Source organism: Nocardia wallacei (genome assembly GCF_029868745.1).
Taxonomy (GTDB): domain Bacteria; phylum Actinomycetota; class Actinomycetes; order Mycobacteriales; family Mycobacteriaceae; genus Nocardia; species Nocardia wallacei_B.
Window position 1 is genome coordinate 12,062 of record NZ_JARWOP010000377.1, and the last position, 18,858, is coordinate 30,919.

General features: G+C 65.9%; 18 protein-coding genes. 12 read left to right on the top strand and 6 right to left on the bottom strand.

What is annotated here, in order from left to right; all coding sequences use genetic code 11:
* Positions 1-166: 166 nt before the first annotated feature.
* Complete coding sequence (locus QH470_RS35370; protein WP_280276747.1) at positions 167-583, bottom strand: hypothetical protein; 417 nt, start codon at positions 581-583, stop codon at positions 167-169.
* Positions 584-842: 259 nt separating this feature from the next.
* On the opposite strand from QH470_RS35370, the gene QH470_RS35375 reads away from it, so the two are divergent.
* Positions 843-2,120, top strand: coding sequence for a PucR family transcriptional regulator (locus QH470_RS35375; RefSeq protein ID WP_280276748.1), 1,278 nt, complete (start codon positions 843-845; stop codon positions 2,118-2,120).
* A gap of 246 nt (positions 2,121-2,366) precedes the next feature.
* Positions 2,367-3,608: a fatty acid desaturase family protein gene (locus tag QH470_RS35380; protein WP_280276749.1), complete on the top strand. Its 1,242-nt coding sequence runs from the start codon at positions 2,367-2,369 to the stop codon at positions 3,606-3,608.
* 64 nt (positions 3,609-3,672) lie between these two features.
* Here the strand turns inward: QH470_RS35380 and QH470_RS35385 are convergent, their stop codons facing one another.
* Together QH470_RS35385 and QH470_RS35390 are read right to left on the bottom strand one after the other, a co-directional pair.
* Positions 3,673-3,879 carry a hypothetical protein gene (locus QH470_RS35385; RefSeq protein WP_280276750.1) on the bottom strand — a complete coding sequence of 69 codons (207 nt, stop codon included), beginning with the start codon at positions 3,877-3,879 and terminating at the stop codon, positions 3,673-3,675.
* 49 nt (positions 3,880-3,928) lie between these two features.
* Positions 3,929-8,500: an FHA domain-containing protein gene (locus QH470_RS35390; RefSeq protein ID WP_280276751.1), complete on the bottom strand. Its 4,572-nt coding sequence runs from the start codon at positions 8,498-8,500 to the stop codon at positions 3,929-3,931.
* A 35-nt stretch (positions 8,501-8,535) separates the two neighbouring features.
* Here QH470_RS35390 and QH470_RS35395 point away from each other — a divergent pair, with 35 nt between their 5' ends.
* Positions 8,536-10,197: a WXG100 family type VII secretion target gene (locus QH470_RS35395; protein ID WP_280276752.1), complete on the top strand. Its 1,662-nt coding sequence runs from the start codon at positions 8,536-8,538 to the stop codon at positions 10,195-10,197.
* 43 nt (positions 10,198-10,240) lie between these two features.
* On the opposite strand, the gene QH470_RS35400 is transcribed toward QH470_RS35395, so the two are convergent.
* The gene (locus tag QH470_RS35400; RefSeq protein ID WP_280276753.1) at positions 10,241-10,510 is read right to left on the bottom strand and encodes a hypothetical protein; all 270 of its coding nucleotides are present in this window, start codon (positions 10,508-10,510) and stop codon (positions 10,241-10,243) included.
* A gap of 274 nt (positions 10,511-10,784) precedes the next feature.
* On the opposite strand from QH470_RS35400, the gene QH470_RS35405 reads away from it, so the two are divergent.
* On the top strand, positions 10,785-11,594 hold the full coding sequence (locus QH470_RS35405; protein ID WP_280276754.1) for an SDR family oxidoreductase: 810 nt from the start codon (positions 10,785-10,787) through the stop codon (positions 11,592-11,594).
* Between the two features lie 89 nt (positions 11,595-11,683).
* Here QH470_RS35405 and QH470_RS35410 read toward each other — a convergent pair whose 3' ends face one another.
* Positions 11,684-12,583, bottom strand: a complete 900-nt coding sequence (locus QH470_RS35410) for an alpha/beta fold hydrolase (RefSeq protein ID WP_280276755.1) — start codon at positions 12,581-12,583, stop codon at positions 11,684-11,686.
* A gap of 89 nt (positions 12,584-12,672) precedes the next feature.
* Between QH470_RS35410 and QH470_RS35415 the strand changes: the two genes are divergently transcribed.
* From QH470_RS35415 to QH470_RS35450, 8 genes are all read left to right on the top strand, one after another.
* Positions 12,673-13,353 (top strand): winged helix-turn-helix transcriptional regulator, encoded by a 681-nt coding sequence (locus tag QH470_RS35415; protein WP_280276756.1) that lies wholly within the window; start codon positions 12,673-12,675, stop codon positions 13,351-13,353.
* A 114-nt stretch (positions 13,354-13,467) separates the two neighbouring features.
* Positions 13,468-13,776 carry a PadR family transcriptional regulator gene (locus tag QH470_RS35420; protein ID WP_280276757.1) on the top strand — a complete coding sequence of 103 codons (309 nt, stop codon included), beginning with the start codon at positions 13,468-13,470 and terminating at the stop codon, positions 13,774-13,776.
* Positions 13,773-14,129, top strand: coding sequence for a DUF1048 domain-containing protein (locus tag QH470_RS35425; RefSeq protein WP_280276758.1), 357 nt, complete (start codon positions 13,773-13,775; stop codon positions 14,127-14,129). The genes QH470_RS35420 and QH470_RS35425 overlap by 4 nt, the downstream gene beginning before the upstream one ends.
* Positions 14,130-14,131: 2 nt before the next feature.
* On the top strand, positions 14,132-14,455 hold the full coding sequence (locus QH470_RS35430) for a DUF1048 domain-containing protein (protein ID WP_280276759.1): 324 nt from the start codon (positions 14,132-14,134) through the stop codon (positions 14,453-14,455).
* A gap of 124 nt (positions 14,456-14,579) precedes the next feature.
* Entirely contained in the window at positions 14,580-15,230 is a 651-nt protein-coding gene (locus QH470_RS35435) for a hypothetical protein (protein WP_280276760.1), read from the top strand.
* Between the two features lie 360 nt (positions 15,231-15,590).
* Positions 15,591-15,722 carry a hypothetical protein gene (locus QH470_RS35440; protein WP_280276761.1) on the top strand — a complete coding sequence of 44 codons (132 nt, stop codon included), beginning with the start codon at positions 15,591-15,593 and terminating at the stop codon, positions 15,720-15,722.
* A gap of 686 nt (positions 15,723-16,408) precedes the next feature.
* Positions 16,409-17,125: a MerR family transcriptional regulator gene (locus QH470_RS35445; RefSeq protein ID WP_425302834.1), complete on the top strand. Its 717-nt coding sequence runs from the start codon at positions 16,409-16,411 to the stop codon at positions 17,123-17,125.
* 40 nt (positions 17,126-17,165) lie between these two features.
* Complete coding sequence (locus QH470_RS35450; RefSeq protein WP_280276763.1) at positions 17,166-17,360, top strand: hypothetical protein; 195 nt, start codon at positions 17,166-17,168, stop codon at positions 17,358-17,360.
* On the opposite strand, the gene QH470_RS35455 is transcribed toward QH470_RS35450, so the two are convergent.
* Complete coding sequence (locus QH470_RS35455; RefSeq protein ID WP_280276764.1) at positions 17,357-18,676, bottom strand: alpha/beta hydrolase; 1,320 nt, start codon at positions 18,674-18,676, stop codon at positions 17,357-17,359. The genes QH470_RS35450 and QH470_RS35455 overlap by 4 nt on opposite strands.
* Positions 18,677-18,858: the final 182 nt, after the last annotated feature.

Below are 18,858 nucleotides of genomic sequence, written 5' to 3' on the forward strand. Positions count from 1 at the left end.
AAAACGATTGTCATTGTCGAATGCGCGAACAGTAACACAACCCGGCCTCTCACGGGACCCCTTCGAAAGCGGGTGGCGGACAATCGAACCGCCGACCTCGCGCAGAGCTGCGGGCACCGGGCGCGTGGCGCCGCAACAACTGCGCGTGGCCGGATCCGGTCGCTGGTCAGACCCGGCGCATGGTGGCGTCGTAGGCGGCCTCGGCCATGTCCGGGCGGTCCGGGTCGGGCACCCAGGAGCCGGTGATCGTGGCGCGGTCGGGACTGATGGTGCCGGTGTAGGTCATGCCGAGACCGGCATGGACGAGGGTGTCGCCGTCTCGGCTCCACCGGTAGTCCAGCGGGGCGCCGGATCCCGAATACACGTGCGCGCCGAAACCCGAGCCGCTTTCGTCGGGCCAGATCAGCTCGAGGCTCTGAATCTCCGTGTCGCCGATCCGCATACTGCCGCTGAGGTGCAGGAGGCCGCCGCCCAGAATCGGGGTAGCGGTGAGTTCTCCGCTGATGTCGTCATGATCGGCCTTCTTGGTGCGCCCGGTGAGCTTCCAGGAGCCGACCAGTACATCGAGAGCGTCGATAGTCATGTTCTTCCTCGTTCGAATAGGTCGTCGGGCCTTCGTGGCCCCTCTCATCCTTAGGTCGAACGGGAACATCGGAGATCGACACGCACTGGCGCTCGAGCGCGGTGGAACCGCCTGCATCACGAAGATCTCACGCCGAATTGTGCACTGTGCACCAAACCGCTCGCCGATTGTGGCTCCCGGACCCATTCCCGTGCCTTGTGCCCCTAGTTAACCTCGGATGCGCTGACCACCGAACGTCGACGAGGGGTTGTGTCCGAAGATGACCGTGCCCGCGCTACCGCCATCCGAGGTGGCCGCCCTCGTCCTCGAGATCGGGGCGGGGCTGCGCGCACGCGATGTGGAGATCGCCGAAACGATGACCCGGCGGATAACCCACGAGATCACCCACACCCGAGGCGATCCGCGCCTGGCGGCCCTGCGCGCCGCCAGTATCCACGCCAACGTGGTGACCATGATCGAGATCCTGGCCAACGATATCCCGGTCGGCCACCTGCAACCGCCGATGGCGGCGGTCGAATACGCCCGGCGCGTGGCGCAGCGCGGGATTCCGTCCAATTTCCTGGTGCGCTCGTACCATATGGGCCAGAACGTCATGATGCGCATTTGCTACGGCGAGATCGGGCAGCGAAATCTGCCGCCGGCGCTGGGCTTGGCCGTGGTCGAACGGCTCACCGAGATCGTCTACTCGTACGCCGACTGGATCATCCTGTCCGTCTTGGAAACCTATGAAGCCGAGCGCGCCCGATCGGTGAACGCCCGCGGCACCGTGCACGCCGCCACCGTGCACCCGCTGCTGTCCGCCACACCGCCGGATCCGATCGGGTTCGAGATCGAGACCGGTTACACGCTCGAACGGACCCATCTGGCGGCGATCCTGTGGTGCACCGACGGCGATGAGGCCGACGCGCCGGAGCTGCTGGATTCCGGCGCCCGGGCGCTGGCAGCCGCCCTGAATACCGACGGACCGCCACTCGTGACGGCCATCGATCGGCGCACGGTGTGGGCATGGTTCCCCCACGCGCCCCAGACCGCGGTCGACCCCCGCGAGCTGCGCTCGGCCGCCGACCTGCCGCAGGGCGCGCGACTGGCGATCGGGTTGCCCGGCCGCGGCCTCGAGGGATTCCGTCGCTCGCATCAGCAGGCCGCGGCCGCCTACTTCGTCGCCACCGTGCCGGGCACTCCGGCCGACCATCGGGCGATCGGATTCGCCGATCCCGGCGTGGCCGTGGTCTCGCTGCTGGCCAAGGATCTGGACTCCACGCGCGCATGGGTACGCGAGGTGCTGGGCGCGCTCGCCGACGACACCGATCAGGCCGCGACCCTGCGCGACACCCTGAACACCTTCTACGAGATCGGCGAAAGCCACGTGCACACGGCGCAGCGAATGACCCTGCACCGCAACACCGTCAAATACCGCATCACCAAGGCCCTCGCCGCCATCCGGGCCGACGGAACCGCACCCGAGAAGCTGGATATCGCACTGGCCCTGCGGATCTGCCACTTCCTCGGCACCAACGTCCTCAGACCGCCTTCCTGACCGAAAACCATTTCTCCTTCGAAGAATTCGGTGGGCACCACCTGTCATTTCCCGGCCGCGTGTGCACGGCTCACATACCGGTGCGCGTCCTTTGTTCTCGATGCACAATACCGGGCGGGCGACAAGGAAATCCTCCCATTGCTGGAGAATCGACGAGACGCCGCTAAATTCTGACGGTCGATCCCCGTGCCGGACACAGTGGTCCGCACGTCGACGGATGCTTCCGATCAGATGCATAGGAATTGTGTGGCTATCACCGATATCAAGGAATTCGCTCACCTCACCGAAAACGATGTGGCGGCGTTCGGCGCCGAACTCGACCGCATCCGGCGAGATATCGAGCAGTCGCTCGGGGAACGTGACGCGGACTACATTCGGCGGGCGATCCGCGTCCACCGCGGCCTCGAGGCGACGGCGCGAATGCTGTTGCTGGCCGGACGATATCGGGTGCCGCGCCTGGCGGGGACCGGGCTACTGGCCGCGGCCAAGATCATCGAGATGATGGAACTCGGCCACAACATCAGTCACGGTCAATGGGATTGGATGAACGATCCGGAAATTCATTCCACGACCTGGGAGTGGGATTTCGCCGGCCCCTCGAGGCACTGGCAGCGCGCGCACAACCATGTGCATCACACCTACACGAACGTCTACGGGATGGATGCGGACCTCGGCTTCGTGGTGCTGCGGATGACCCGCGACGAACCGTGGCGCCCGATCCATCTGATACAGCCGGTGGCGAGTGTGGTTGTCGCGGCCGGCTTCGAATGGGCCATCGCCGTGCACGACTGGGCGCTCGAGCGGCGTCATACCGGTGTCTCTCGCCGCGCGTTGCGGTCGCGGCCGAATATCGAGTTCGCGCACAAGATCGGCCGCCAGCTGGGCAAGGATCTACTGCTGTTTCCGATGTTGAGTGGCCGCGGTTTCCGGCACACGCTCGCGGCGAACGCGACGGCGCTGCTGCTGCGGAATCTGTGGTCCTATCTGGTCATCATGTGCGGGCATTTTCCCGATGGCGCAGAGAAATTCACGGTCGCGCAACTGGAGAACGAATCCCGGGGCGAATGGTATCTGCGGCAGGTGCTGGGAAGCGCGAACTTCACCGCCGGACCGGCACTGGCGTTCATGACCGGCAACCTCTGCTACCAGATCGAGCACCACCTGTTTCCGGACCTCCCCAGCAACCGCTATCCGGAAATCGCCGAACGGGTTCGCGCGCTGTGCCACGCCTACGACCTCCCCTACACCACCGGCTCGCTGCCCGCCCAGTTCTGGCAGACCGCCCGCACCGTCTGCACACTCGCACTGCCCGACCGACTGCTCCGCGACACGAGCGATGACGCGAGAGAAACAAGATCCGAGCGGAAATTCCAGCGCCCGCCGCTCCCCCCGGCCGACTCGGCCACCGGTGTGCGACGCGGCCTGCGCACCGCCCTCGCGACCGCCGACGCACACCGACGCCGATGGCGGCTCGCCGGGAAACGCTGAAGCGAAAGACAACAACGGTGCAGCAACAGATTTCGGTTGACGTAACAGCTGAAGAGGCGTCGGACTACCCGTCGTCGGCACGCGGACGGTCCAGCCCAGCTTCGTGGAAGAGGCGGGACACGGTGTCAGGATCGATCCGGCGCTCCGGCTGCTCGTCTTCCTCGACCCGGTTCTCCGAGGCCACGGGGAACATTTCGTCGTAGCCCGGGTCGCCGGGACGGAACTGCTCATAGCCGTCGAAATGCCCGCCGTCGCTGGTCCGACCGCGCACTGGTCGCAATATCGTCACACCGTCGGTGGCGAGAATCGGCAAACCGGGGTCATCTGGTGAATACACGGTCGAAGTACCTCTGCAGTTGGTCGGCGATGTGGTGGTTCCCCAGTGCGAATTTGCGCAGCCGCGTGGGTCCCGCAACCCATCCCGCGAACGCTTCGGCGAACGATTCTATCGGCTGATCGTAGTAGTGATCCCAGCCGCGCTGGCCTCCGACTGCCCGGATGAGTTCATCATGCAGGTTCTGCCACTCCGCTTGCTTGCTGAGACGGGCGCCACCGGTCCCGTACGCGTAGTCGGTCGCGTGCCCGAACTCGTGCCAGATGAGAATTCCGGAGCCGATGTTCTGGGCGGCGCGGGAATCGACGTAGATTCGTCGTGAGCCAGGGGTGTACAGACCTGCCACGTTCTCCCACCTGACGCGGTCATTGGGACCGTCAGGACTGTCGCGCACGAGAGCATCGAGGCCTGGCATCTGGGCCACGGGCCTTCGACCGATGACGATTCCGCCATCGGGCATCGCGTTCAAGTAGTCGCTGACCCGATCGAATACGTCGTGTCGAATCCGGCCGAGATGATCCCGCAGCACCGCGATGCTTTCCGGTGTCGAGTCCAGGATGTCGATGAAGGGGCCGCCCTCGGGCGGCGGGAAAGCGACCGTGAACTCGTACACGTCGCCCAACCGCACTCGATCACCCGGATGCAGCGTGACCTTCGTTCCGGGATTGATCTCTCTATCGTTGACGAATGTGTGGTTCGTCGATCCTTCGTCGCGAATCCACACTCGGCCGGACGGATGGACGCCGATGCTGGCGTGGCGGGCGGATATCCGGTTGCGGTGGGGTATGCCGTCCGGCAACACCGAACCTTCCCGCCCGAGCAGCACAGGGTCACCGGCGCGCACCAGATCCAGCGACAAATTGCCTTGCGGGCTGTTGAGTTTCACCTCCAACAGCCGTGGCGTGGCATTGTGATAGCCGTCGGAGAACACGGCGGCGCCGACCCATTCACCAAGGCGGATCCGGTCTCCCGGACGCAGCAGAGCCGGTGGCCCGTTCCGATCCACCCGCACGTTCTCGACCCAGGTTCCGGTCCTGGAATGTTCGTCACGCAGCCACACGTTCCCGGCCTCGTCCCGGTAGATGACGGCGTGACGCCGCGACACCGTGAGGTGATCAGCCAGGTTACCGGCCATCGGTGACTCCGGATTGCGACCGATCAGCACCGCCTCACCGCGCCGCAGAGTAAGCGGCGGCACGCCGTCGTCATCGGAAAGGCGCAATATCAACGGTGCTTCCTCGCCGACCTGGAGCCGCACGGCCACGTTGTCGAAGTTCACTGTGTCGTCGGCATTCAGATATCGCTTCTCACCCGGCGCGACCGCCTCGTCGTTGACCCTGATGTGGCTGAAGCTGTTCGGGTCGCGTACCCATATCCGGCCGTCGAGATCACGTCCGACGACGACCTGATGCCCGGTCAGGTCGCCGGATAGGACAATCGCGTGATTGTTCAATGCGCTGACGTCGATCAAGACTTCTCGACCGGGCTCCAGCCGAATCGGCGGCCGTCGCTCGTACGGCGCATAGAGCAGTTCGGCGGGCGGCAACCGCGTGTACTCGTCACCCGCGACGCGAGCGATCCCCACGAACTCGGGACCGAGCCCGACGTTGTCGCCGGCAGCGAGGGTCACACGCTGATTCGCTGCGATCCGGTCTCCGTTGACCCACACTCCGTCCGATCCCCGATGGTCGCGGATCCACAGTCGGCCGTCGTAGTCCAGGCCGAGCGTCGCGTGTTGCGAGGAGACTCCGGAGACACCGCGCAACTGGTCGGCGAAAGGGGAATTCCGGCCGGTGCCGATCACGACCGATTCCCCGGGCCGAAGCCGCACGGCCATCGCGGCCGGCCCACCGCCGAGCTGCACATGCACCGGCCCGGCCTCGATGACCGCATTCGGCGGGAGGAATTGCGCCTCTCCGAGATATCGTCCGAATTCGACGCGGTCGCCCGGTTCCAGTGTGCGCCGCTGTCCATCGGCGAGGCGGTCCTTGTTCACCCGAATGCCGTTTTCGGAGCTGTCGTCCCGGATCCAGACTCGGCCGTCCTCATCCATGCCGATGACTCCGTGACGGGTCGACATGCTGTGCCTCTGTGGTGCGTCCGGATGCACCATGCCGCGACCGATCGCGATCTCCCGCCCACGGTGCAGCGTCAGCACAGGTCCGTCGTTGCCGAACAGCCGCACCTGGGCCATTTGGCGCTGAAAGGTAACTCCGACATGGACATCGCGGCCGAGCAGAAGCTCCTGACCGTCGTGGATGCGCACCCAGCTGCCGCCCACCAACTGCTTCCCGTCGACGAACGTGCCGTTCAGGGAGTTGTCGTCGCGGATGAATACGTGCCCGTGCTCGTTCACTTCGACAGTCGCGTGGCGGCGCGACACTCCATCGGTCGCCACGTCCGCCAACAGCGCGCCTGAGCCCCTTCCGAGGATGTATTCCTGGCCCGGAACAAGGCGAACCGGTACCCCGGCACCATCGCGGCCCGTCAACACGACATCGACGTAGCCTCCGTCGGGGTGGCGGAAGATTGCGGTCTGCCCCGGGTCGGGGGCCGGCAGAGCGTCGGAGCCGTCGTCGGATGAACGGTTGTTGTGCGGCTCGACGCGCGGCGGCATCCGGAACGGCCGCTCCGGCGTCGCGGAAACGTCCACGTTCCGAGGAGGCGCCGGAGCCTGCGGAAGCCCGTGGCGGACGCTCGCGTCGAGACGGCCGGGATTGTCATTGCGTGGCGGCGAGATAACCGCGTGTGGTTCCACGGCGTGCAGATGCTGAAGCATGAGGTCGTGCCAGCCGCGTCGTCCGGCTGCGGAGAATACCGGACTCAACCGTTCGACACGCTGCCGAATCTCCTGTACTTCGGTCCGTGTCAGGGCGTGATCCTTCCACACGACTTTGTTGTCGGCGCCATAGCCCTGGAAATGCTCGGCGAAGGGACTGATCACATATCTCGTGTCGGGAACGTCCTCGAATGCGCGGCTGTTGTCTATCCCCCAGACGTTGCCCTCCGGGTCGATCATCCAGTTGTCGCCGTTGCGGTCGGGTATGCGCAATACCGCGTCGAAAAGGCCCAGTCGCCGCCCGCCAGGGCTGTCGAAGACCGCTTCCGGATACATGCCTCGGGCATATGTTTCCGCCGCGACCTTGCCTGGCACTACTTCCATATAGACTTGATTTCCGCTGACGTGCACCGTCGGCACGCGAGCGCCCACCGCACCGGCGACGAGCGAGCTGAGAAACTCCGCATGTGCGTGCGACGGGTCGGAGACAATCTTGCGAATCAGCTCCGTACCGTCCTGAAAAGTCAACCGCTCCACGACCTTCGCCGACTTTCCGGCCGTGCTGAATCGCTCGATCTCCTCTACTCGTGGCTGTTCGCCGGAAGTCACCAACTCATCGACGCGTGCGGCGAATGCACGGTGACGAGCCACGACCTCGGACAGGACATCATCCGTGCCCGTGGCGTCGCGGCCCCCGCGAGATGCCTGTACACCGGCTCGATGCACCCGCAACGCGTTGCCGGCGGCCCCGACGAAACCACTACCGAAACCGGTGATCGCGGAGGCGCGAACCATTTTGAACAAGTCGCCGAGGCTGTGAATGTCGCCGGAATGGATGAGCACCGAAGGCAGCGCTCCGAAGACACCGCCCGCCAGGCCGCCCGCGCCGCCGATCACCATGGTGCCGCCGATGTGCGCGGAAAATCGGCCGGAACGGGTGACCGCTCTACCGGTGGTCCTGTTCAGCACGCGCGGAGCCAATCTGCGCCCCACTTCCGCGCCCGCGACGCCACCGACCAGGCCGCCGGCGAGCATCTCCGAAAAGGCTGCCAGGTCGAACTCGTCGCGGACACCGCTGGCCAAGTCCCACAGCTGCGCGCCGCCGCTGATCGCCGCGCTGGTTCCGAGGCCTATTTTGGCCGCATGAACAGCACCGTGCAGCGCGGCCCGCTGCCCGGCGCCGGCGATCGCGCGCTCGCCCACTGCCGTGGCGAGCCTCGCGGTCGCCGCACGCATCGCTTGCTCCGCCTCTATCCGGTCGAGCACCGCCTTGGCGCCACCGCCTTGGAAGAAGAGCAGCGCGTCATAGGCCAACTGTGCGGCCAGTGCGACTCCCACCGCGATCAGCAAATGCTGGGTTTGCACAGTGGAATCAGCGACGTCGTGGCATTGCTCGCCCAAGCTTCGGCACACCGCTGCCTGATCCCGCATGGACTTCGCGATCACTCGATGACGCTCGGCCAGTCCCACCGCCGTGGCGCCTTCGACGCTTCGCTCGGCGCGCTTTGCCGCGGCCTCGTACCGATCCGCCGAGTCATCCAAGCCACCACCGGTCTGCTCGTACGCATCGCCGTTACGACGCATCCCGTCGGCGTCCGTCCGTGGCCAGTGACCGATAACCAGTTCGCGCACAGCTGCCGGCAACTCGGCCAGCAAACTGCTCGATTCCATCGCGGCTGCCTCCTCGGCGCCCTTCATGCTTGCTGCGCGTCCAGCCAACACGAATTCATGAATATTTGCTTCGCCGGAAAAGGTCCCGATCCTTGCGTATTTCGACATTGATCAGAACGGTCGAGCACCGAACAATTCGGCGCATGGACAAGAAGCTGTCCGTGGACCCCGATCGGTTGCTCGACGATGCGCCGAGGTTCGACTCGATCGGTTCGGACTTGGCGGCTGTGGTCCGAAAACTACGTGCCGCCCTGTCCGAGGAAGGCGAGCCGTGGGGCAATGACGATGCCGGCCGGGCGTTCGCCGAGGCCTACGTGCCGGAATACAAACGAACGATGGACGAGTTGAACCTTCTGGTCGAGGCGGTGCGGCAGGCCGGAACCGACCTTCGCCACCTTGCGGAGAACTTCGACAATCAGGACCGGGCCATCGGCCGGCGCATCCGCGCCGCCGGGGACCCGACCCGGAGCGACTCGCCGTCACTGTCAGCGAGTGACCATGGGGCTCTCGCCCACCGATTCGGCCCGAGTGCCACGGTGCCTGTTGTCGCGCATCAACCCGCCGGGACGTTCGTACCTCCGACGGCCACCGCCCCAGTTCCACCGACCGAGCAAGCCTCGACCAGGACAACCTCGGCTGATCGGAGTCCCGGTTCGGCGAGCACACCCGCCCGCGAATCGAGCACGCCCCAGGATGGGTATCCCTCGGATCAGCGGCCTCTCGGGACCGATGAGAACCTGCCCGGTCGCGGCATCGAGCAGCCGAGCCTGCCGGGCCCCAGCGCTGCCTCGGCCGCTCGGGCGGATGTCGTCCTCCCGCGCGCCCCGCAGGGCGTCCTGTCTTCGCCCTGGACGAAAGCCGATGTAGCCGAGAGAAGGTCCGAGCCCGCCGACGTGGCGAAACGAGCCACCACCACAGCGGCGAGCACGCCATGGTCCACCGCCACCGATCGTGCCGCGAGGGTTTCCGTTCCGGACGCCGACGCGCCCGGTTCGCCGCCGCGCATACCCGGCCGTCCTGTTGCTCGAACCGACCAGAAGACCGAGCGGCCGACCCGAACCCCGGGCGGCTCCGGTGGGTCGGTCGCGAACCGACTCGCCCGGGACCTCGCCGAGCGACACGGCGTGCGCGCCTTCGGTTTCGACACCCCGGACGTCGCGCTCGAAGTGTTGATCGAGATCATCGCGGCAGTGGACGACGTACTTCCGCGCTACCCGCAGATTCCATTGCGTGCCATAGGAATCGAGGAGTTGGGGGGCGACGAAGTTGCTGTGCTGGTGTGGGATTCGGTCACGCCGCCTCGGAGCTCGCCGGACTCTCCGGAACAGTCGCGGCCAACTCCGTATATCGCGTTCGCGATACGCGCCGCCACCGATCCGAAGCAGTTGGAGCACACAATCACCGCGGCGGAGCACGCGGGGTTGATTGCACCTGGATGTGCGCAGCGGCCCGTGTACTCGTCGATCGTCAGGGAACTCGGCCGAACTCTCGACGCGGTAGGTCACTTCCGTGCTCGTGCCGCCGCGCATCGAGCGCTGCTTACTGCGTATCTGCCGGGAACGAGTCACGCGGACAAAAGCTCCTTGCAGCGCACAGTGTCCGGCTTCCGGGCGTGGCGGTCGCACTTGAGCGACCGTAGCTTCGACCGCGGCCGATTCCGGCCCGCTGCCGCGTTGGCCGAAGCATTCACCGACGTGCAATTGAACGACGCACGCGCCACCCCACCCGCACAAGTGTTACACCAGCTGCTCGTGACAACCGCCAACTCGGCCACCGCATCACCGATTGCTACCGAGAATCAATGAACAAATCCGACATCGATCGGCCGCACCCTGCGACGTTGCAGATTCACTCGGTATCCTCGACTCGGCCGGTTCGAGCACAACGCGTCGTTGCGGCGACATCGGTAGCAACCCTGCCCATCTCGAACTCACGCCTGTTCATGTGTTCTATCGTGCCCACCAAGAACCCATGTGCCGCATATCCATACATGACGTAGAATTCGTTGAGCCACTCCTCCAAACGACGAACCCTTTCCTGGAGGGGCTGAATCCCGCTATGGTCACTCGCACCCTGCTCGCGCACAACCTGGCCATCGGCACTGAATTCTTCGGTCATCGATGTTCCTGCCGAGTCGTGGTAAGTCACCTGGACGACAGCGGCCTACCCGGAGACTCGTCAGTCGCTTCCTTTCACCAGCAACGATGCAGGTTTTCACTGTCGAGGATCAATGAGCAGGTTGGCTATTGATCAACTCTGAATGTCATTCCAACTCTGAATGTCATTGACAGACAACTCATCATTGCTGCACATTTCCCCAGTGATCGAGGAGGACAGCGATGACCGCCGCCGTACGCGGCCCTCGGTCGAACAGCGAATCGTCAGGAGAGATATGCCCGCCACACGCATCGCCGTCGTCACCGGCGCCTCGTCGGGAATAGGGCGGGCCACCGCCGCGGCCCTGGCCGACCACGGGTTCCGGGTGATCGGGACCAGCCGCAATCCGGACACGATCCCGGACGGAGACCGCGTGCCGGGCATCGACTACCGGGCACTGGACCTGACCGACGACGACTCCGTCCAACGGTTCGTCTCGACGCTGGACACCGTCGACGTCCTGGTCAACAATGCCGGCGAGAGCCAAGCCGGACCGCTGGCCGAACTGCCCGGCGACGCGGTGAACCGGCTGTTCCAGCTCAACGTGCTGGGCCCGATCGCACTGACCCGAGCGGTGCTGCCCGGCATGCGCGAGCGCGGCGCCGGGCGAGTGGTGATGGTCGGCTCGATGCTGGCCAGCTTCCCGCTGCCCTACCGCTCCTCCTACGTCGCTACCAAAGCCGCACTGCGCGGATTCGCCACCGCGGCCCGGTTCGAGGAATCGCCCTACGGTGTCTGGCTCACCACTGTCGAACCGGGACAGGTCGATTCCGGACTCCGCGAACGACGCACGAAATACCTCGCCGACGGCTCGCCACACACCGCGGAATTCGAGCGCTTCATGACCGCGCTCGACCGCAAGCAAGCCGCGGGCATCGCGCCGGACCGGGTCGCACGCACAATCCTCACCGCCGTCTCGGCGCCACGCCCCCGCCCGCTCTATGCCGTCGGCAGCAACGCACCCGCCGTCTTCGCGCTCCACCGCCTACTCCCCCGCGGCCTGATGGAACGCGTCACCGCCCGCTCCTACGGACTCCACCGCTGACGCATCGGCGGCACAGCCGTCACTGCACCGAGAGCCTGGGCATCTGGCCTGGGCCGTAGCCGCCCGGCCTCGCACGTCTCTCGAGTGACTCAGGCTCCGACGCGCTCGTCGAGGAAGCTCAGCAATCTGGTCTTCAGCCATTCCGGTTGTTCTTCGGGGGCGAAATGGCCGCAGTCCGGGATGGTTTCGAGGCGCATGGCGTCGGCGTAGTCCGGGTAGCTGGACGGGATTCCGCGCGAGAGCGGGTCCTGGGCGCCGTTGAGATGCAGCGTCGGCACTCGCAGCCGGAGTAGACGGTAGTGCCGCAGGAAATGCGGCACTTCGTGCAGGACTACATTGCGGTTGAATGCCACGGTGGCGGCGTAGGCCGCGGGAGTGCGCATACGCTGCTGGTAGATCTCGACCTCCGCGGCGCTGAAGTTGCCCTGATACCGCCACGCATCCAGGCTTCGTCGGCTGATCCAGTCCTGGAGATTGCGCGAACGGCCTTGCGCGGCAAGCAGATACACATGCCAGGGACTCCACACCGCCGACGGCCGGATACCGTCGGCGGTCCACGGGTGCACGCCGGCCATGGCCACGAATCGCTCGATTCGGTCGGGCCAGTTGAGGCAGGCCCGGTATCCGGTCACCAATCCCCAGTCCCGTCCGACGATCCGGGCACGTGGCAGTTGCAGCCGGTCCATCAGTTCGATCAGATCTCGCGCCAGCCGCTCGAAGGTGTAGCCCCGGCCATTGCCCTCCGACCAGCCCAGTCCGCGGATATCGGGGCAGATGACGCGGTACCGGCTGGCCAGCGGCCCGAGCAGGTGGCGCCATTCCCACCAGTGCTGGGGCCATCCGTGCAGCAAGATCAGCGGCTCCCCCTCGCCCGCCTCGGCGTAATGGATGCGCAGGCCGTCGATCCGCACGAAACGGTGTCGCACCTGCGGCTCGATTGTTGCCGAGAGCTGGTGCAGCACAGCATCTTCCACATCCGTGGTGGCCATCGCACCCTCCGATCAGTCGTCCCTCTCGGCGCCACGTTACTATATAATTTGATAGCAGTCACTATAGTTTTTAGAATGGAAGGAAGCGGATGGCGAAGCGCTCCTACAACCAGTACTGCGGCCTGTCGCGCAGCCTCGATCTCGTCGGTGAGCGCTGGACGCTGCTGATCGTGCGCGAGTTGATGAGCGGGCCGAAGCGCTATTCCGATCTGGCGACCGCCCTCGCGGGTATCGGCACCAACTTGCTCGCCGCCCGCGTCCAGCAGCTCGAACGCGAGGGGCTGATCGTGCGCGAGCAACTCCCGCCGCCCGCCGCCTCCCAGGTCTATGAGCTGTCCGCCGCGGGCCGCGAACTCGCGCAAGCCCTTGTCCCACTGGCGATGTGGGGGCTGCGGCATCGGTTCGACGAGCCGCGCCAGGCGACCGAGCATTACCGCGCGGAGTGGACGCTGGTATTCGTGGCGGCCCTGATCGATCCGGCGGCCGTCGCGGGCGTGCGCTCGGTCGTGCAATTCCGGCTCGAGGATTCCGCCGCGGCATTGATCATCGACAACGGCCGCGTCCGGGTGGCGGCGGGCGAGATGGACAGCCCCGATCTGCTGGTCATCACCGATCTGCCGACGCTCGCCGAATTCGCCTGGCGCACACCCCGTCCCGACGAACTCGCCACGCGACTACGTATCGAGGGCGACACCGCCACCGCGCAACTGCTCATCGAGTTGCTGTGCGACCGCGCGCAACCCCCGGCTTCGGCCGGTGAATTCCGGTAGCCCGCTGTCGGTCGGGCGACCCTTCCCCCCGCACTACTCTGTGTTACAGTCTAGTAGTAGTCGGTAACACAGAGTAGTACGGCGGAAGGGGTTGCTACGGACAACTTGACGGAAATGCTGAAAGGGACGCTCGAGGGGTGCGTTCTCGAGATCATCGGGGCCGAGGAGACGTATGGGTACGCGATTACGCGACGGCTCAACGAACTCGGGTTCTCCGATGTCATCGAGGGCACGGTATACACCATTCTGGTGCGGCTGGAGAAGAACAAGCTGGTCGATGTTTCCAAACGGCCGTCCGAGGTCGGCCCGCCTCGCAAGTTCTACACACTCAACAATGCGGGACGCGAAGAACTCGCGAGATTCTGGGCGAAATGGGAATACGTCTCGTCGCGTATCAACGATCTCAAGGGAAGCAAGAAATGAACTTCTGGGAGACAATCACCGGCAGCGATCTCACCCGGGAATACAAGGCCTTCGAGGCGCGCGCCGAAGCCCTCCCGGCCGAGTATCGAGCGGCGTGGGGCGAGATCAAGGCCCACCTCTTCCCGTACACGGACTTCACGGGCCGCAACCTGATGCCGATCCTCGACAGCACGCTGGGGCTGCTCGAGCACACCGCGTCGGATGGCCAGAGCGTCCAGGAGGCGCTGGGCGAGGACATCAAAGGCTTCTGCGCGGCGATCGCCGGCGAGGAAGGAGCCAAGAATTATCGCGACAAATGGCGTGAGCAGTTGAACAGGAACGTCGCACGGAAACTGAGCCGGCTAGGAGCATAGCAGTGGGTATTCGCGACATCGTCGAAGGCAAGCGGGAATGGCAAGCGCACATGGCGCGGGTCAAGTCGCTCCCATCCGATTATCAGATCGTCTATCAGGAGATGCAGAAGTACTTTTTCAAGGTCGGCCCGGTCGAGCTGGCCGACGGCAGCCTGCTGTCGGGCGTTGTCGATTTCTTCGAGGAAGGGGTCGCGGACGGTAAAGGCGTCATGGAACTCATCGGCGATGACGTCGCGGCCCTCTGTGACGACCTGATCAAAGACTCGCCGACCTATGCCGACATCTACCAGGCGGCCGCCAGGGAAGCGACCCCGGGAACGAAGTGATCCACCTCGGCGGTGTCACCGGGCGTAAGAAATCCGTGTGGGGATCGCGTTTTTCGGCGTCTCGGGCGTCAAAGGCGCGTATGGAACCCGGAACCGGCGCCGGTGACGTACCTACGATGCCCGAATGGTGAGTCGTCATATTCTGCCGGTGACGTTCGATCTCGGTGTGCGCGCGAAGGCCATTGTGCCGCACCGGGTTCGGGGCCATCTGGTGGCGGCCGTAGCGAACCTCGTCACGTTCGGGCTGCTGTTTCGCCCCTGGCTCACAGTCGACGGTGTGGATGGCAAGGCGCGTGCCGATGCGTTCGGCCGGGTCGAGGCGACCACGAGTTATCTGGGAGCATGGTCGAAACCGTCACCGTTCACCGCGAGCATCAGCGGTATGTGGGCTGTGCTCGTCACCGCGGCCATCGTGGTGATGGTGACCGCGGTAGCACTCAACCTCCGGCTCCGCTCCGCGGCACTGTCGCGGGTCGCAACCGTATCGGGGTTCGCGGTGGCAATTCTCGTGCTGGCGGTGATGGCGCACCTCGACAGTCGCGCGGCGCAATTGTATGAAATGACTTCTCGGAGCTGGGATATGGGCGGCCAGATCGGCTCGTGGATACAGTGGGCAGTCAACGACGGCGACTTGGTACTCCCGGGTGCGCGCTTCTCCGCACCGTACTCCACCACCAGCTTCACGCCCGCCGCGCTGACCGCCACCGCCACCTCGCTCGGAGCGGCAGTCGTATCCGGCGCCCAGTGGGGGAGCTCGCGGCGGCCGAAGCGCTGAATGCCGCATGGCATCGAGTTGCGCGGGTACGTCCTCACGAGGGTACGTCTTCGATATTCAGGCAACGCGGTGCGGTCCCGGCTCAGCGCGATGCAGGGGCCGCCTCGAGTACGCGAAGGGCGGGATAGCGATGCTCGACCAAGGACAAATCACCGGGTTTATTGCGGGTCGGATCCCATCTGGCGGTACCGAGCCGCCTGATCGCATACGGCGACGAGGGCATCGACGAAACCGGAATCCTGGAGGCCACCGCCGAATTACCGGTCACCGAGGCCACCGGTCGCGCGGGCGATATCTATTTGTGCCACCCGTTCTTGATTCATGCCGCCCAGGCACATCGAGGCACCACGCCCCGGCGTCATGGCGACGCCCACACTGGAACCGGCCGTGCCGCTGGAACTCGACCGCACCGACGGCGCCTACTCACCGATCGAGAAGGCCATCAGGCTGGGACTCGGGATGGAGAGTTACGACGCTTACCGTCCTCGATAGTCCGCGCCCGGCGCCGTCGGATCGGCACAGTTCGGGAACTGACCGTCGATTCCCGAATTCACCTGACACATCGGATATTCCGATCACTCGCGCCCTGTCGGCGGCGGGTGCGGTGCGCGAGGATGAAAACTCGCGGCCGACCACGATCCAGGAGCGTCCCCATGCCCCCGTCCCCTACCGCATTCGGAACCTTCACCGGGACGGTGCTGCTGGGCTCGGACATTCCGGCGGCCTATCGCGCCGACCGGTCCGGCTACCTCCCGTCCGGGGCGCCGGAGGCGCTGGTGCTGGCGGCCGATGTGGACGATGTCCGGCACGCGGTGACGTTCGCGGCGAACGCGGGCTTGTCCGTGGTCGTGCGGGGAGCCGGGAGCGGGCTCGCCGGGGGCGCGGCGGCGGGCGCCGGATCACTTCCGCCACCTCGACGCCGAGGGCTGAGGGAGCCCCGGCCTCGGGCACGGTCGAGCGCCGCACGCCGTCCCGGTCACGGAGCGGGAAAGAGTAGAAGACCCCAGGGCAAGGCTACCGGCGCCAGCACCGAAAGCCGTTCCGGCGCAGGGCGCCTCGAGCGTCGGTCCGAGGACATGCACGGAGGGATTTGCACCTCACGCGGCGTGAGGGTGCATGGTGGTGCAATGGCCGGCTCGGAGGGTTGGAAGGTGGGTCCGCTTGCGGAGGCGAGCGGAGTGACGGTGCGGACTCTGCACCACTGGGACGAGATCGGCCTGCTCACACCTTCTCGGCGTACGGTGAGCGGTCACCGTGAGTACACCGAGGCGGACCTCGTTCGGCTGTATCAAGTGCTGGCGCTGCGCAGCTTGGGACTGAGTTTGCAGACGATCGCCACCTGTCTGGATGTCGGGGTCGACCCGGAGCGAGTCGTGCGAGACCATTTGCGTGGTGTCGAAGCATCTCTCGCCGCGCTCGACGCCGTGCGGCAGCGGCTGGTTCGGCTCGGAGACGAACTGACGACCACGGGTGGTCCGGCTCCCACGACATTGCTGGACGCGCTGCGAGCGATCGGTGGCGCAGGTCCGGATGGCGAGCACGTATTGCGGCGGCATCTGGACGCTGAGCAGGTTCGCCAACTCGGCGCCCGGGCAGCGGCCATGGGGCCGGCCGGACACTACCTGCTCGAGATCGAATGGCCGGAGCTGTACCGCCGGGCCGACCGGTTGCGCCGCACCGGAGTCGGCCCCGGGGACGAGCGGGTTCAGCGGCTGGTGCGGCGGATGGACGAGTTGAGCGCGATTTTTTCCGGCGGCCGTGCCGATATCTCGGCCGGCGTGCGCGATGCCTGGCGAGAAGATCCGGCCGCCTTGTCCGGCGATCCCGCCGCGGCGTCCGATCGGTGGCCGGAACTGGCCGAGTTCCTCGACCACGCACGCGACAGTCCCACCTGACTCTTCCTGACCCACCGATCGGCACTGAAAGGCAAGCATCATGAATCACCGAACTCGGCGCCGAATCGCCGTCGCCGCGGCACTGCCGACAGCGCTGGCCGTCGCCCTCTACGGAATCCTCGCCGCAATCGGGATAGCGCCGGGTCGGCTGCTGCCGTCATTGGCGGTTGCGACCCTGGTGCTGGGAGCGTTCACGTATATCCGTCTCCGCAAGGCAACCGCGGAGACGGATTAGCCCGCCCGGCAGGTCATATCGTGTTCTGGCATAGTGCCATTCACCAGGTAGCCGGTGACCACGCCAGACGCGCAGGGGTTGGTGCCGAGAACATAGACCCCGTGCCCGCTCCCGTCGACGGTGACCAACCGGGACCGCTGACCGAACTTCTCGTCGAGCAGTTCGCCGCCGCGTAGCGGTGTGACCGGGTCGCGCTGGTTCTGCACGATCAGCACGTCGGCCGGGCCGGTGTTATCGATCCGCACGGGCGGCTCGGACGGCCCGAGTTTCCAGTAGGCGCAGGGCATGACGTTCGCGGCGGCCGCGCCGTAGAGCGGGTACCGCTCCCGGTCCTCGGCGACGGCACGGCGATAGGTCTGGAGGTCCTCGGGCCATTCGACATCGTTGCAGGTCACCGCCAGAAAGACCGACCAGCCGTTATCGTTCGGCGAAGGCGCGCCGGTACCCTGCGGGCGGCCGCCCGCGGGCCCGGGATGTCCGGTTTCGAGCAGCGATTTCCAGCTCTCGGCCGTCGACGCGTACAACGCCGGGCGATAGAGCGTGAAGAAGGCGCCGAACCGGAAGAGGCTGCCGTCCAACCCGTCCACCGGGTTCGCGTCGAGTCGCTCGGCGAGGGCGAGGTACGTCCGGCGCACCTCGTCCGGTGTGCGGCCGAGACCGTAGGTGTCGTGGCGGGCGGCGGTCCATTCGGCGAAGTCGGGGAATGTCTCTTCCATTCCGAGGCCGTACAGGCGCATCCCGTCGTGGTCGAGGTAGGTGTCGCCGATATTGCTGTCGAGCACGATGCGGTCGGCCTGCTGCGGGAACATCGACGCGTAGGCGGCGCCCAGCGCGGTGCCGTAGGAGTACCCGAGGTAGCTGACCTTGTCCTCACCCAGCGCAGCCCGGATCCGGTCGAGGTCACGGGCCATATTCGCCGTGGACAGGGACCGCAACCGGCCCTCGTGGTCGTTGGCCGCGCACTGCTCGGCGACCCCCTGGGCGACCGTGGCCCGCTCGGCGACCGCCGCATCGTTCACCGCATAGGGCGGGATATTGCCGAAGTACGCCTGATCATCGGTGAACCCGCAGCTCACCGGCGCAGAATGCCCCACACCGCGGGTATCGATACCGATCAAGTCATAGCTGTCCAGCACATCGGCCGGCAGCCCCTGAGCAGCCAGGAACTTGGGCTGGTCCAATCCCGCACCACCCGGGCCTCCGGGGTTGAGCAACAGCACTCCGCGACGCTTGTCCGGGGTCTTACTCGCCAGCCGGGAGATCATGATCTCGATCCGCGCGCCCTCGGGCTCGCGGTAATCCAAGGGCACCGGCACTGTGGCGCACTGCAATTGGGCCGGCCCGGCCGCAGGATCTTCGACCCCCTCCGGACACGCGCCCCACCGCACCTGTACCGCAGGACCGTCGGCCGGCTCCGCGGCCGTGTTGGGCGCCCAGATAAGAGCTCCGGTAAGACAGAGCACGGCCGGCAGGCTCAGATTCCGGATCCGCTGTCGAT